Source organism: Paenibacillus sp. DMB20 (assembly GCF_000987955.1).
In the GTDB taxonomy this organism is placed as follows: domain Bacteria; phylum Bacillota; class Bacilli; order Paenibacillales; family Paenibacillaceae; genus Paenibacillus_AQ.
Window position 1 is genome coordinate 44,383 of the sequence record NZ_LAZU01000036.1, and the last position, 15,034, is coordinate 59,416.

Annotated in this window: 10 protein-coding genes and 2 pseudogenes; 10 read left to right on the plus strand and 2 right to left on the minus strand. The window is 50.0% G+C overall.

Annotated features, from left to right (window positions below):
• Positions 1–6 precede the first annotated feature (6 nt).
• The 6 genes and pseudogenes from XI25_RS19275 (at position 7) to XI25_RS19290 (ending at position 7,545) form a co-directional block, all read left to right on the plus strand.
• On the plus strand, positions 7–2,616 hold the full coding sequence (locus XI25_RS19275) for a carbohydrate-binding protein (RefSeq protein WP_046679794.1): 2,610 nt from the start codon (positions 7–9) through the stop codon (positions 2,614–2,616).
• Positions 2,617–2,832: 216 nt separating this feature from the next.
• Positions 2,833–3,114 (plus strand): annotated as a pseudogene (locus XI25_RS36420) (glycoside hydrolase N-terminal domain-containing protein); the annotation flags it as partial.
• Positions 3,115–3,202: 88 nt separating this feature from the next.
• Positions 3,203–4,791: pseudogene (locus XI25_RS36975) on the plus strand (glycosyl hydrolase family 95 catalytic domain-containing protein); the annotation flags it as partial.
• Positions 4,792–4,899: 108 nt separating this feature from the next.
• A complete protein-coding gene (locus tag XI25_RS36980) occupies positions 4,900–5,055 on the plus strand; it encodes a glycoside hydrolase family 95-like protein (RefSeq protein WP_442950421.1) in 156 nt (51 codons plus the stop codon).
• A gap of 1,060 nt (positions 5,056–6,115) precedes the next feature.
• A complete protein-coding gene (locus tag XI25_RS19285; RefSeq protein WP_046679795.1) occupies positions 6,116–6,601 on the plus strand; it encodes a hypothetical protein in 486 nt (161 codons plus the stop codon).
• A gap of 2 nt (positions 6,602–6,603) precedes the next feature.
• Positions 6,604–7,545, plus strand: coding sequence for a hypothetical protein (locus XI25_RS19290; protein ID WP_046679796.1), 942 nt, complete (start codon positions 6,604–6,606; stop codon positions 7,543–7,545).
• 277 nt (positions 7,546–7,822) lie between these two features.
• Here the strand turns inward: XI25_RS19290 and XI25_RS19295 are convergent, their stop codons facing one another.
• Together XI25_RS19295 and XI25_RS19300 are read right to left on the minus strand one after the other, a co-directional pair.
• Complete coding sequence (locus XI25_RS19295; protein ID WP_046679797.1) at positions 7,823–8,716, minus strand: carbohydrate ABC transporter permease; 894 nt, start codon at positions 8,714–8,716, stop codon at positions 7,823–7,825.
• 19 nt (positions 8,717–8,735) lie between these two features.
• Positions 8,736–9,713 (minus strand): ABC transporter permease, encoded by a 978-nt coding sequence (locus XI25_RS19300; protein ID WP_046679798.1) that lies wholly within the window; start codon positions 9,711–9,713, stop codon positions 8,736–8,738.
• Between the two features lie 175 nt (positions 9,714–9,888).
• On the opposite strand from XI25_RS19300, the gene XI25_RS35040 reads away from it, so the two are divergent.
• The 4 genes from XI25_RS35040 to XI25_RS19315 all read left to right on the plus strand — a co-directional run bounded on the left by XI25_RS35040 (position 9,889) and on the right by XI25_RS19315 (position 14,978).
• A complete protein-coding gene (locus tag XI25_RS35040) occupies positions 9,889–10,098 on the plus strand; it encodes a response regulator (protein ID WP_235439994.1) in 210 nt (69 codons plus the stop codon).
• On the plus strand, positions 10,095–11,429 hold the full coding sequence (locus XI25_RS19305; protein WP_235439995.1) for a response regulator transcription factor: 1,335 nt from the start codon (positions 10,095–10,097) through the stop codon (positions 11,427–11,429). The genes XI25_RS35040 and XI25_RS19305 overlap by 4 nt, the downstream gene beginning before the upstream one ends.
• The gene (locus XI25_RS19310; protein WP_046679799.1) at positions 11,407–13,242 is read left to right on the plus strand and encodes a cache domain-containing sensor histidine kinase; all 1,836 of its coding nucleotides are present in this window, start codon (positions 11,407–11,409) and stop codon (positions 13,240–13,242) included. The genes XI25_RS19305 and XI25_RS19310 overlap by 23 nt, the downstream gene beginning before the upstream one ends.
• 122 nt (positions 13,243–13,364) lie before the next feature.
• Complete coding sequence (locus tag XI25_RS19315) at positions 13,365–14,978, plus strand: ABC transporter substrate-binding protein (RefSeq protein WP_046679800.1); 1,614 nt, start codon at positions 13,365–13,367, stop codon at positions 14,976–14,978.
• Positions 14,979–15,034: the final 56 nt, after the last annotated feature.

The following is a 15,034-nucleotide window of genomic DNA, read 5'->3' on the forward strand; positions in this document are numbered from 1 at the left end:
AGTTCAGTGCGTATTCATCCGTTCAAATTCTTCCAAAAGCCATTCATGCTCTTCTTATCGATTCTGTTATCGGGGTCTGTACTAGGCAACTCCTTTGCTTCGGCAGAACCGCAGCAGCCGAGTCAGGCGGCCGGAAGCATCCTTTCCTACGAGGCCGAGGCATCTCAGAACACGTTTACCGGCAATGCAGGAGCGGTCGATTGCGGCTTCTGTTCAGGCGGGCAAAAAGCCGGCAATCTATACGGCGGCTCCACGCTGACGTTCAACGGGATTCAGGCTGATAAGGCCGGTATCTACAATATGAACATGTTCTACATCTCCGGGGATTCCCGCGCGGCTTCGATCTCCGTAAACGGAGCGGAGAAGGAGAATTTCAGTTTTCCGAAAACGGCGGATTGGAACACGATCGGCACCTATCAGATTCAAATTTACTTGAATCAGGGCAGCAACACGATTCTGTTCGATGACGCAGGCGGATACTCGCCCGATTTTGACAAGATTGAGCTGACCTTTGATTCAGCCGGCGAAAACGGAACAGGCCCAGATGGCAGCATTGGCGATTTAGGCAAGCAAAAGAAAGCCACGAGCTATGGCTCCATCACCTTAACCGAATATGCCAACGGCTTCGAGGTATCCAATCCGACGTATGAGCTGCTGTACAACACCTCGACCGGATTGTCGCAATACAATTGGAACGGCAAAGCGGTTGCCAAGGGGTTATTCAGCGAGATCCAGCTCGACCGGATGGTTGCAAGTACAGATTATAAACATCATAAATTCTATAAAAATCAAGTAGTCCCATTCCAGGATGCCACCGGCAAGGGCATCAAGGTGACGGTCGTGAATGAGGATGGGGGAATGCCATCGCTCAGCCAAATCTATTACGTCTATGAAGACGGGCCGTATCTGCTTACGGAAACGGTCGCTTCCCATCATTCCGCAATTTCTACGGGGAACATAGCACCCATCGCGATGGAAGCGAGAGGCGGCATCGACATCGGCAGCTATGACGATAACCGGGTCCTCGTCGTTCCTTTCGACAACGATGCTTGGTCCAGATACCAAGCGAAGTCGATGAATACCGGCCTCAACAACGGGCTGTATGTCAGCTCGGAGCTGACGGCGATCTATGACAATACGAGCCGGAACGGTCTCGTCATCGGATCGGTGACGCATGACACGTGGAAGACCGGCATCTATTGGAGCGGCTCGAATGACAAATTGAACAAATTGCGCGTATATGGCGGATTTACGTCATCCACCTCCACGTGGGACACGATCCCGCATGGAAAAGTAACGGGCAAGCAAATTGCTTCGCCGAAAATCATGGTCGGCTTTTTCGAGGATTACCGGACCGGGCTGGAGGAGTTTGGCCAGGTGAATGCAGCGATTCAGCCTCCGTTGGCCTTTGGCGAAGACATTCCTGAAGGCGTTCCGGTCGGCTGGAACAGCTGGGGAGCGTATGCCAGCGATTTAAGCTATGACAAGGCGGTTTCGGTCTCGAATTATGTTAAAGACCATATTCAGAACCATTCCTTCAACAATGAAGGCCATATCTACATCAATCTCGATTCCTATTGGGATAACATGACGGATCAGCAGCTGACGGATCTGGTTCAGCTCATTCATAGCAATGGACAGAAGGCCGGCATCTATTATTCGCCGTTCGTGTACTGGGGCAACAATATGGAGCAGGAAGTCGAAGGGACGAACGGTAAATACAAATACGGCGATATCGTGCTGCGCGATTTGGACGGCAACGTGCTGCCGACGCTGGACGGCGCTTACGCCGTGGATCCGACGCATCCGGGCGCGAAGCAGCGGATCGATTATTACATGAATAAGTTCAAGAGCAAGGGCTTTGAATATATCAAAATCGATTTTCTGAGCCATGGGGCAATGGAAGGCAAGCATGATGACCCTAGCGTTCAAACCGGCATCCAGGCCTATAACCAAGGAATGGCTTACGTGAATGAAGTGCTGGACGGCTCCATGTTCATCAGCGCCTCCATCGCACCGCTGTTCCCTAGCCAATATGCGCACAGCCGCCGCATCTCCTGCGATATCGACGGCAGCATCGGCAGCACGGAATACCAGCTGAACAATCTCACGTACGGCTGGTGGCAGAACGGAACGATCTACCATTATACCGATCCGGACTATATGCACTTAACCAAAGGCGGATCGATGGAAGGCGCGCAGTCTCGCGTCAATGCGGCCGCGATCTCCGGCACGGTCTTCCTGAATTCGGATGACGTAACGGATGCGACGGCACGGCAGTACATGGAAACGCTGCTGACCAACCCGGAAGTGAACGGGCTAGCGATGAAGGGCAAGGCGTTCCGGCCGGTAGAAGGCAACACGGGCACGCAGGCAGCGAACGTATTCGTGCTAAACGATCAGGGAACCCACTACGTTGCCGTGTTTAACTATACGCAAAATGCGGCACAGCACACCGTGGATCTCGTTCGGGCAGGAATCGCTTCGGAAGGGGCGGCGTCCTATACGGTGACGGATGTATGGAGCGGCCAACCGCAGACGGTGTCTGGCTCTTCGCTAGATGTGACGCTAAAAGCGGCCGAATCCAAGCTTTATAAAATCGTCCCTAATCCATAACAAGAAGTCATCGATTCATCATGTTCATCTGCAAGTTCATCGCGGTTCTCGGCTCCATCCGGGGATCGCGATTTCTTGCTTTTGCTGTAAGGGTAGTGCTTGTCTCTATATTGGAAAATCATATGAAGAGGAGAAAACAACATGTCAGATATGAAGCTTTGGTATACGAAACCGGCCCAGGGCTGGTCGCAAGGACTGCCGATCGGCAATGGCCGAATGGGGAATGTGGTGGTATCTACTCCAAACAGAGAAATATGGAATATCACCGAAACCACCTATTGGTCCGGCCAACCGGAGCCGGCTCAAGGGCGAAGCAACAGCAAAGCGGATTTGGAGCATATGCGGAAACACTTCTTCCAGGGCAATTATCGCGAAGGCGATCGACTGGCCAAGAAGCACCTGGAGCCGGAAAAATTGAATTTTGGCACCAATCTGGGACTATGCCAAGTCGTTCTGGAGTTTGACCATGACGTGAAGCTATCCGAAGGCGGGAGACAAGATGTAGCAGCCGCGCCGCTGTTCCATCGGGAACTGGATCTGGAGGAGGCGGAGGTACGTTCTTTTTTGCGAGATCGATGGAGCGGAGATGGCGCGAGAGGTCTTTGCTTCCCATGCCGATCAGGTCATTGTTGCGCGAATCCGCAGCAGCCATGGCTCGTTAGGTGTGTCATTCTGCATTTCGATTCGAGGGGAGAATGGTCCTTTTCATGCTGTCGTTACTGGGAAGGATACGATCGAATTCCGGGGGCAGGCATTGGAAGGCGTACATAGCAATGGGGAGTGCGGGGTGTTATGCCAAGGCCAGCTTCGGATCGTAGCGGAAGGCGGGCAGGTGAGCTGCACGGATGACACCATAAACGTATCCGGAGCGGATGAGGCGGCGATTTATTTTGCGGTGAATACGGATTACCGTCAAGAAGGTGAGAGCTGGCGTGAGAAAAGCGCGTTGCAGCTAGAACAGGCTGTGCTGCTGGGATATGACGCGCTGAGAGCCAAGCATCTGGCGGATTATCAGCCGCTGTATGCCCGTGTACGATTGGACCTGGGAAGCTCCGAACATGCCAGTCTGCCTACGGACGAGCGGATCGGCAGGTTTAAGCAGAGCAACGGGGACGATCCGGCGTTGTTTGCGTTGTTTTATCAATACGGCCGGTACTTGACCATTAGCGGGTCACGACAAGACTCCATCCTGCCCATGCATTTGCAAGGCATATGGAATGACGGCGAAGCCAACAAAATGGCCTGGAGCTGCGATTATCACCTGGACGTGAACACCCAGATGAACTATTTTCCGACGGAGGCCGCGAACCTGAGCGAGAGCCATGAGCCGCTCATGCGGTATATCCAGCAGCTGTCGGAGGCTGGACGCTCGGCGCGCGCCATTATTACGATGCCGAAGGCTGGGTGGCCCATGTATTCTCCAATGCTTGGGGATTTGCGTCACCGGGGTGGGGGACTTCCTGGGGGCTGAACGTGACGGGCGGATTATGGATCGCGACGCATATGATGGAGCACTACGCGTACAACCGCGATCAGGCTTTTCTGGAGGAGCTGGCTTATCCCGTCCTGAAGGAGGCCGCAGCCTTTTTCATGGATTATATGACCGTGCATCCGAAGTATGGCTGGCTGGTGACAGGTCCGTCGAATTCGCCGGAGAACAGCTTTTATACCGGCCATCCGGAGGATGGGCATCAGCAGCTGTCCATGGGCCCGACCATGGATCAGGTCCTGGTACGGGATCTGCTGGCGTTCTGCGTGAAGGCAGCACAGACGTTGGGCGTGGATGAGGAGCTTCGGCAGAAGTGGCAGACGGCGCTGGATCAATTGCCTCCGCTGATGATCGGCAAGAAGGGGCAGCTGCAGGAATGGCTGGAGGACTACGAGGAGGCGCAGCCGGAGCACCGCCATCTGTCGCATCTATATGCCCTGTATCCCGGCAGCCAAATCACGCCGCATCGTACGCCGGAACTCGCTGCGGCAGCCCGAGTGACACTGGAGAACCGGAACAGCCGGGCGGACCTGGAAGATATCGAATTTACCGCGGCGCTGTTCGGACTCTTCTACGCCCGATTGTATGACGGAGACCAAGCCGTCCAGCATATTGCTCACCTGATCGGGGAGCTGTGCTTCGACAACATGCTCACCTACTCCAAACCCGGCGTGGCCGGAGCCGAGGCCAACATCTTTGTCATCGACGGCAACTTCGGCGGCACCGCCGCCATTGCGGAAATGCTGCTGCAGAGCCACGAAGGCGAGATTCATCTCCTGCCCGCACTGCCGACGATGTGGCCGACAGGTAGCGTGACAGGGCTGAAGGCGAAAGGGAATATTGAGGTGGATATGAGCTGGGAAGATGGGAAGTTGGTTGAGGCGAGGGTGAAGGGGAATGAGGATAAGAGTGTGCGGGTGTTTTTATGGGGGGGAGGGAGGTGGAGGTAGGTCTTGAGGTGGGGATGACGGTTTGTTATAAGTGATACTGAAAGAGTATAAATAAAGGAGCGAGTACTGACAAGAAGCAGTCGCAACGTCAACGTCTTGATAAAGTTGTTATCCTGGTTAATGACTGCCAAAGTGGCGTATTGATAGATTCTGATATCTCTCAAAGCTCTGCGTGATCGGTTTACTCATACAGATTAGAAGAATCTGCGGTTTAAATGGTATGAAGTGGATATAAACAAGTGTTTAGGATAGGAACATTGTTTGGCCAGGACAGATATAGAGGCGTGAAGGATTTTTATAAAGTGGTAGTAAGGCTATGATCCGACTGTGGCGCAGATTTATGAGAGGGTTGGACAGTTTAGGGAGTTGTGGAGTGTTGTGGTAAGAAGTTAAGAGAAGAGCGGGATGTTGAATAAGCTTATGGCGCGGAGTGATAATAATTAGGAAGAGATTTGTGTAGGATTAATATTTGATATTAGAAGGTAATTAGACACTTATTGTGGGGCCATGCGTTTTCCAGCATGGCTTTTTAACTTAAGAGTAAACGAAATAAAGATGTATTAATAGATATGAAAAGAAAGTTTATCGAGTAGGAATAATAAGGAAGCATGTCGAATTGAGTTTATACACTAGTATAGGATAATCATATAGTACAATTTTTTAACACTTATTTCACACTGTAATCACCTATAGTTATCTAATTGAAATGTAATTGGTTAATAATTTAAACTCCGAATGGTATAATTTAGGTAATTGAAAAGTGGAGGGGAAAATATGGTTAAACGTGAGAGAAGCAGTTCTTATCCTGGTGTCAATCTAGAAAAAAGCAATCGAGGATGCTAAACAAGTTAGATTAAAAATTGGGGAGAGGTAAAAATCGACAAGAATCAAATAGCTATTGCTATGGGATACCCGAATTATAATGGTAAAGCTGGAACGCGAATTTCTGCTATGGTTCAGTTTTGGACTATTAGACAAGAAGCAAGGATATTCATTAAGTGACTTGAGCGAAAAAAATAACACATCCAAAAAAACAAAACAGAGCAAGAAGACGCTGTAATTGAAGCATTCAAAAAAGCCCGATTTATATTTAGTGCTTTTAAACAAGTATAGTGATGATGGACATATACCTGAACATTTAGAAAATATACTGGTTCGAGACTATAATATAACCAGTAATGCCAGTCGAGAAGCATCAAGAAAGTTTATTGAGTCAGCTCTTTTTGCCAAAATTATTGATAGTAATAGAGAATTCATACTAAACAGTAAGGTTGATGACGAGGAAAAGGTAGAAGAATCAGAGACAACTATATATGTACCTGATAAGTCGAAGAGTACTGATGATAACGTGGTTGATATGATACCTTATAGAGGAGATGTTTCACCTAGTATTTACAATAGTGATGAAAGAAAACAGACTTTCAATTTTGCCTTAACTGATGGGAAATTTGCACAACTAGTTGTTCCTGTAGGTTTAAAATCGAAAGACATTCTTATTATTAGTAAACAGATTGAGTTATTGGAACTACAGGTAGAGGAGGCATAAATTTGAATTTTGGTCGTGTAAGTTTAAAATCACTATTGGAGGTGTTAGATGCAATTGCATGGAATAAAAATTGTACTCTTAGTGATATAATGTCTTTTACAGGATTGAGTAAACCGACTGTTGCAGTAGCAATAAGAAACTCAGTTTTTCTCGATTTAGTAAAAGAGAATAAGCAGACTTACGGGATTTCAGACAATTTTGATAGGAATTTTACTTATGAAGCAAAAAAAGTTATTTTAAGAGAAAAACTTCAAGAATGGGAAATGTTTCAGAATCTTTATGGATTTCTTGTCACTTCTGATGGTTACGCATCGGCTATTAGAAAAACGTTAGCATTTTGTAAGATAGATAACAAATATTCATCAGGTATGAAAAATATGCTTCATTTTGCTGCGGATCTTGGTATTCTCGTTTTCGACGGGCAAGAATACTCGACAAACGATACATTTCAACACACCCCCCATGAAACAGAATTATTAGAAGCAAATCTTAATTCAGAAATGGCGGCAAAGTTATTTCTGACTAAGACACTAACTCCTGAGTTGTTTCACTCTTTAGATACTCCTGAAAAAGACAGACTTACAAAAGCAATACTGTTTTACAAAACTGATCCTGAAAGTTCATGTCAATATGCTGGTCAAGCACTAGAAAATTATCTGAGGTTTATTGGAATTAATGCAGGTGAGGATTTAACAAGTTGTGATGGATTGGGTCAAATTGCTGATTATCTTGCTGGGAAAGGAAGGCTGATAATACATCCTCGACATCGAGATATTGCAAAATCTGTCGCTAGTATTAGAAATAGTTCTGCCCATGATAGGGATAAGCTAACTAGCGATCCTTGGATTAAAACATCAGAGATAGCGTTGTCCAATTTCTTGTTAGTGATCCAACTAATCAAATCTATACATGTCTGGGTAGCTACAAAGTCACAGATATTGTAAAAAAAAATTTTAGTCCCAGGATTTTGTTTTGAACTGATGATGTAGAATACGTGTATGAGTTGTAAAATAAAAATTTGTAAACTCCTAAAATCCAGTATGATGTAAATCATGGAAAGGTTGAGGAGAACACATGGGACTTGTCTTTTTATATTATTTACAAGATGTCATTTTCGACTATAGATTAGCAGCTGAATGATATATCAGATCTTTATAATACAAAAGAGAAAGCCCTTACCCCTTCCCGGGTAAGGGCTTTCTCCATTTCCCAACAAAACCCCTAACTCTTTATAGCCCCCATCATAATCCCCTTCACAAAATACCTTTGCACAAAAGGATACACCATAATAATCGGAAGCGTAGCGACCATGGTCACGGCCATCCGGATGCTTTCGCTGGAGACCGGGATCCGCTTGGAGCCTTGCGCCAGCTGCTGGGCATCGGACATCATGCCGGCGGTCTGGAACTGGTTCAGGATTTTGACCAGGACGGCCTGCAGGGTCTTGAGCTCCGGCATATAGGTGTAAACATAGGAGTCATACCAGGAGTTCCAGTGGCCGATGGCCAGGAACAGGCCGATCGTGGCGAGCACCGGCACGCACAGCGGCATGATGATGCGGAAGAACGTCTGCAAGTCGTTGGCGCCGTCGATTTTGGAGGATTCCTCGATCTCGCCGGGGATCTGCTCCATGAAGGTGCGCACCAGAATCATCAGGAACACGCCGATTAAGCCAGGGAAGATATAGACCCAGAAGGAGTCGATCAGCCCCAGGGATTTGATGATCATATACGTCGGGATCAGCCCGCCGCCGAAATACATCGTGAACACAAAGAAGAAGGAGAAGTATTTCCACCCGAGCAGATTGCGCTTGCTGAGCGGATAAGCGAGCAGCGTGATGAAGAAGATGGATGCCGCCGTCCCGACGACGGTCCGCAGCACGGTGATCTTGATGGCGCTCCAGATCTCCGGATTCCGGAAGATGGTCAGGTAGCTCTCGATGGTTGGCACGCGCGGCCAGAAGTACAGGTTGCCCCGCATCGTATCGGTCGCATCGTTCAAGGAGATGACCAGAATGTTCCAGAACGGATAGAAGGTCACGAGAAAGATGCCGGTCAGGAACAGGTATAAAGAGACATCGAAGATACGCTCGGGCACGGTTTTTTTGCTTAACATGGATGTACCTCCTAATGGTTTAGAATAGGGACTGCCCGTTCAGCTTCTTCGCCGTATAGTTGACGATAACCACGATGATGAACGCCACCACGGAGCTGAACATGCCGACGGCTGCCGCATAGGAGAACATGCCGTTTTGGATACCATAGCGGAACGAATAGGTGGACAGGACGTCAGAGTAATCCCGCGTCAGGTCATTGCCGAGCAGGAAGTGCTGGTCGAAGCCCGCGTTCAGGATGCCGCCAAGCGCCAGAATCAGCAAAATGACAATCGTTGGCTTCAGGTGGGGCAGGGTGATGTACCGGATCTGCTTAAAACGGTTGGCGCCGTCGACCTTGGCCGCTTCATAGAGCTCCTGGTTGATGGACGAGATGGCCGCCAAATACATGATCGAGCTGTAGCCCATATCCTTCCACGTATTGCCGAGCGCAACGATCCACCAGAAATACTTGCCGTTCTGCAGGAATAAAACGCTTTCATCGGTGATGTGTAGGAATTTCAATATGCCGTTAATCGCGCCGTCCGAGGAGAGCAGGGTCACGATGATGTTGGCCGCGATAACCCAGGATATGAAATAGGGAAGATAGGAGGCGGTTTGCACCGTCTTTTTGAATTTCACGTTCTTGATCTCATTAATTGCGATGGCGATCAGGATCGGCATCGGGAAGGAGAAGAGCAGCGTGATCAGCGTGGAGGCCAGCGTATTCCGCATGACGATCCAGAAGTCGCCGTTGTTGAAGAAGTAACGGAACCATTCCAGGCCGACGAACTCGCTCGTGAACAGGGTGGACCAGAAGCCGCCGAGCGTCGGCTGGTAATTGACGAAGGACATGTATAGGCCAACCATGGGCGTATACGCAAACACAATGGCCCAGACTAGTCCGGGCAGCATCATCAGGAATAGATACTTCTGCTGCTTCAGCATGGCCCAGCGGCTTTTTCGATGAGGACTCAAGTTCAAGTCACTCCGCGTCTGTAAGGTTGTAGCAGGTTTCATATGGGGCACCTCGCATCTCAAGTTAACTCAAATTATAAGACTCGGAAAAAATGAGTGTCGATATGACAATGTAACGAAAGATGCTTGAAAATGACTTACATCGCGAATTCCCATAGTTAAAAAAAACGAAGTCGCTATAATATGAAGGGATAAAGCCGACACAGGGGGTATGAGCATGTATAGCATTTTTCTCGTAGATGACGAAGAGCTGGAGCTTGAGATGATCCGAGATTATATTCGTTGGGAAGAGATGGGGATATATGTAGCCGGAACAGCCCTGAACGGCAGGGATGCCCTGGAGAAAATCGAGGTGATTCAGCCCGATATCGTACTGACGGACGTCCAGATGCCCGTCATGAACGGGTTGATATGGCGAAACGGGTGAGTGAGTTATTCGACTGGATTCAGTTCGTCTTCCTGACTGGACACGATGAATTCAATTATGTGAAGTCGGCCTTAAACGTGGGAGCCGTCGGCTATTTATTGAAGCCGCTGGATCTGAGCGAAATTGTAAGCGTTATCGATAAAGTCAAGCGGCGCTGCGAGGAAGTGCGGATGAAGAACCGCTCCATTCGCGTGACCAAATCCAATATTGTACGAGAGATGATATTCGAGCAGAATGAGGAGCGATTCCGAAACCTTGCTGCCAGCTACCATAAGCTGTCCCGCCATACGGAGCCGAGAACGTATACCCTTACGCTGCTCGGCATCGATGCTCCGCACGCTGCACAGCCGGGGCTGTCCCTCGAGGATGGTATGGCGCGCCTGCAGACGTTTATGGAGGAGTGGCTTGCGGACAAGAAACTCGAGGCGGATCTGGTCATCTGCCGGGAAGGTGAGCTGGGCATCTTCATGGATGCCGCCAGCCATCTGAGCCGCTTTACGTGGGAGGATCTGCTGAAGCAGATGCAGCATACGCTGGGCTTTACGATGACCGCGGCCGTGAACGAGGAGCCGGAAGAGCTGTCCCGCATCCAGGATGTATACCGGGAGACGCGGCAGATGCTGGAGGAGATGTTTTACGTCGGGAACGGGAGAGTCATCTATGCCAAGGACGTGTTGCGGCAGCTGGAGAGCCGGCAAATTCCCCCTTTCCAAGAAGCGGCCTATTTCGAGGATATTCATCAGCTGGCGTCCGATCAGGCCGCGCAGAAGCTGCGGGATTACTTCAACCGGCTGGTCATGCTGCGAATCCGAAAAACCGAAGTGTGCGACTTCGCCATCGGACTGGTGGAGCGTCTGCTGGAGGGGATTCACGAACCGATCACGGAGAGCCACAAGCGGGCGGAGCTTTACCATGCCATCTATCAGTGCCGAACCATTATCGAAATCGAAGCGATCATCATGGATTTTGCCGGGCATGCGATTCGGACGCTGGAACACCGGTTCATGGACAAAAATGCAAGGCTGGTGCACCAGGTGCGCACGACGATCGACCAGACCTATCACCAGGCCATCACGATCAACAGCTTGTCCGATCAGGTGTATCTGTCTCCCAACTACCTGCGTTCCATCTTTAAGGAGAAAACCGGCATGACGATCCATGATTACCTAACGAGAATCCGGCTGAACAAAGCCAAGGAGCTGCTGGCCGACGATTCGCTTAAAGTACAGGACATCGCCCAAAGGGTCGGTTATGAGAGCACATCCTACTTCATTTCCTTATTCTTAAAAAGCCAAGGAGTTACGCCGAATGAATACCGCAAAAACATCTAGCCCGTCCGGCCCGTGGAGCCGGCTGGCAGGGGCTTTCCCGTTCGCGCACTTACGCGCATACACCAATTGGCGGCTCCGGCACAAATTCTTTTTCATCTTTCTGATCGTGATCATCCTTCCGTTCTCGCTGCTGATCTATTATTCGTATTCTTCGACCCGCAGCACGATTACGGAGCATACCTATACGGCGCTGGGCGGATCGCTGGCACAGATTAACACTAACGTGGAAAAGCGGCTGGAGTATTACAATCAGCTGTCGAACATCCTCTACATGGATGCGCAGCTCCGCAATTATCTGTCTACTGATTATGAGCAGGCGTACTATTATCTGGATGCCTTCCAATATATCAACCGGACGCTGCCGTCCCTGATGACCCTGAATGCCAACATTCTGGGCATCACGATTTATACGGGGAACCATACCCTCTATTCCGACGGTCAATACGTCAAATATACGGAAGAGCTGCCCCGGGCGATGGAGGAGCAGGTGCTGGATGCCGCCGGCAATACGGTGTACTTCCATTCCGGGAATTTCAAGGCCGATGATGCACATATCACCATTGCCCGTTCGTTAAGTTATTTCAGCCTGCAGCATCCGTACGGGATATTGACCATGGATATTAACGCGAACGAATTCTACTCCCTGATCAAAATGGAGAACGACAACAAAAGCGTCTATATTATCGACGAGTTTGGCGGCGTGATCAGTACGGGGGATCAGAACCTCCAATCGAACCAGCTGTTCGACGTGTTTCCGATTCAGGAGCGGATGACCCAGGATGCGGGCTCATTCGATATGAAGATTAACGGCCAGGAGCGTTTTTTCACGTATAAAAAGCTCAGCAACGGTTGGTCCACGGTCATCACCGTGCCCTACGACGAGCTGCTGGCCAATGCGAATCAGGCGACCAAGAACGTTATCTGGTTCTCCGTGCTGGCGATTGGCATTGCCATCCTGCTGCTCTATTTTACGACCAAGGTCATGACCAAGCGGATCGAGGTGCTGCTGCAGCAGATCCGGAAGGTGGAGCGCGGAGATTTCCGGCTGTCGATTAAGCCGATGGGGCATGACGAGATCGGTCAGGTGTCTTTTGCGTTCAATAAGATGGCCTCGACGATACAGTCCCTGATCCATGACGTATACGTGAAGGAAATCGCAAGGAAGGAGTCGGAGCTGAATACGCTCCAGGCCCAGATCAACCCCCATTTTATGTACAACACCTTGTCCTCGATCTCTTCCCTGGCGATCAAAGAAGGGGCTATGCAGGTGTACCAGATGGTCAATTATTTGGCCAAGTATTACAGAGTGTCGCTGAACAAAGGAAAGCGCATCATTCTGCTGGAGCAGGAAATCAATCTGGTGAAGAATTATGTCGCGATCCAGAAGATCCGGTTCCGGGACAAGCTTCATATGCACTACGACCTGGATGAGCAGCTGTTCGGGAACACAACGATCAAGCTGATTCTGCAGCCGTTCATCGAGAACTGCATCAATCATGCCATTGGGGACGAATCGGGAATCAACATTAACGTGAAGCTCAGGCAGGAGGGAGACGACATCTTGCTCCAGGTCATCGACGACGGCATCGGGATGAAACCCGAACAGCTCGATCACGCGCTGAACAAATCGGATAATCTGTCAGGCTACGGCGTGAAAAACGTGGATGACCGGATCAAACTGACCTACGGTGAAGAATATGGCGTCAGCATCTTCAGCCGGCTAGGCATCGGAACCGCGGTGACCATTCGGATACCTGTAATCTCCGATAGGCATCCTGCAAACGAACGGGACCCGCAGCAGGCGTTACCCTGAATGAAAGACATTTTGCATCATGGATTGTAAGATTGCGTTATAGATCAATGAACTCCCGATTTTTACAATGATAGATATATTCGAGCACATGAATATGACGACCTTAGAAAGGGGTTCAGGGAATGAAGAAACTAAAATTGATTCTGGTAGCAGCGCTCGTTATGACAACGCTTTCGGCTTGCGGCGGCAACCAGAAGGCGGCATCGGGCGGAGACAGCGGTACGAATGCGAACAGCAGCGCGCCGATCACGTTAACCTGGTTTGACCAAAACACGGGGGATGCCTTTACCAATCCGGTCGCTAAAGTGATTACGGAAAAAACAGGCGTGACCGTCGAGATCCAGCAGCCTACGGGCAATCCGGTTGAGAAGCTGAATCTGATGCTGGCCAGCGGCGATCTTCCGGACGTTATTTTGATGAGTCGTGGAAGCGATATCATGAACAAGTATATTACCTCGGGCGCGGTGATCCCGCTGAATGACCTGATTGAAGAGCACGGACCGAATATCCAAAAAATGTACGGCGACACGCTCGCCAAAACGCGAAGCGAGGACGGCAACAATTATTATTTCTCCAACTGGTACGGCTTGGAGCAGTACCCGGTATTCGGATTCATGATGCGCATGGACATCATGAAGGAGCTGGGCGTCGGCGATAAGGTGAGCAACGGCGAACCGTTTACCGCGGAGGAATTCGAAGAGCTGCTGGTTAAGTTCAAGGAGAAATATCCAACCATCGACGGAAAAGAAAGCATTCCGATGACGCTGGGCGGCGAGAATGTCGGAGCGGTGACCGGCAGCTTCAAGGGCATGTACGGCATGATGCCGTATTATGAAACGAACGGAGAGCTGAAGAAGGACGTCCGCGATCCGCGCTATCTCGAAATGGTCAAATATCTGAATTCCCTTTACCGCAAAGGCCTGCTCGATAAGGAATGGGCGACGATGAAGACCAAGCAGTTCGAGCAGAAGCTCGGCAACGGCAACGTATTTGCCACGGCGGAAGCGCTCTGGAATGTAGGCAATGCGAATGCGCTGCTCAAAACCGAAGCAGCCGATAAAGCCACCGAGGAGGAGCGTCAGTTCTACCAATATAAAGTGCTGGCCCCGGGCGTGAAACCGGAAGAGGCCACTTACGGGCCGAAGAGCTCCCTGGGCTGGGACGGCATCGCCATCAGCCGCTCCAACAAGGATCCGGTCCGGACGATGAAGCTGCTGGATTTCCTGGCCAGCGAGGAAGGCCAGTATCTCCTGATGTGGGGAGTAGAGGGCGAGCATTGGGACATGAAGGACGGCAAGCATGTGCCAAGACAAGAAGTGCTGGACGCTTTCAAGAAGAATTGGGACGAAGCTTCCCGTACGACGGGCATTCGCAAGTGGACCTGGATGATCAAGAACGGTCCTGGCGAGGACGGAACCCCGTATGACCTGATGGGCCGTTACCAGACCGATCCGGTCACGGATCTGGCGATCAAGAACCTGGCCGATACGTCGTTTGATACGGCGCCGTACGACAATCTGGGTCCGGCTGGCGGAACGCCGGATGCCATTATGGAAACGAAGGTGAACGACACCATCAATAAATATTTCCTGAAGATGGCCCTGTCGCCGTCCGAGGAACAAGTGGTGGAATCCTATAACCAGATGATGGCCGAGATCGAGGCGGCTGGCCTGGCCAAGCTGGAAAAGATTTATACGGACAACTTCAACAAACGTCAAGAGCTGTGGGGCAAATGATCTGGCCAAGGGGAGTCAAAAGATGCTTCGTCTTACCATATCAACACGAATCGGAA

Bases quoted from the DNA above. Each gene is read 5' to 3' on its own strand.
- XI25_RS36980 (WP_442950421.1), top strand. From the start codon at position 4,900: ATGTGGCCGACAGGTAGCGTGACAGGGCTGAAGGCGAAAGGGAATATT.
- XI25_RS19295 (WP_046679797.1), bottom strand. From the start codon at position 8,716: ATGTTAAGCAAAAAAACCGTGCCCGAGCGTATCTTCGATGTCTCTTTA.
- XI25_RS19300 (WP_046679798.1), bottom strand. From the start codon at position 9,713: ATGAAACCTGCTACAACCTTACAGACGCGGAGTGACTTGAACTTGAGT.
- XI25_RS35040 (WP_235439994.1), top strand. From the start codon at position 9,889: ATGTATAGCATTTTTCTCGTAGATGACGAAGAGCTGGAGCTTGAGATG.
- XI25_RS19310 (WP_046679799.1), top strand. From the start codon at position 11,407: ATGAATACCGCAAAAACATCTAGCCCGTCCGGCCCGTGGAGCCGGCTG.
- XI25_RS19315 (WP_046679800.1), top strand. From the start codon at position 13,365: ATGAAGAAACTAAAATTGATTCTGGTAGCAGCGCTCGTTATGACAACG.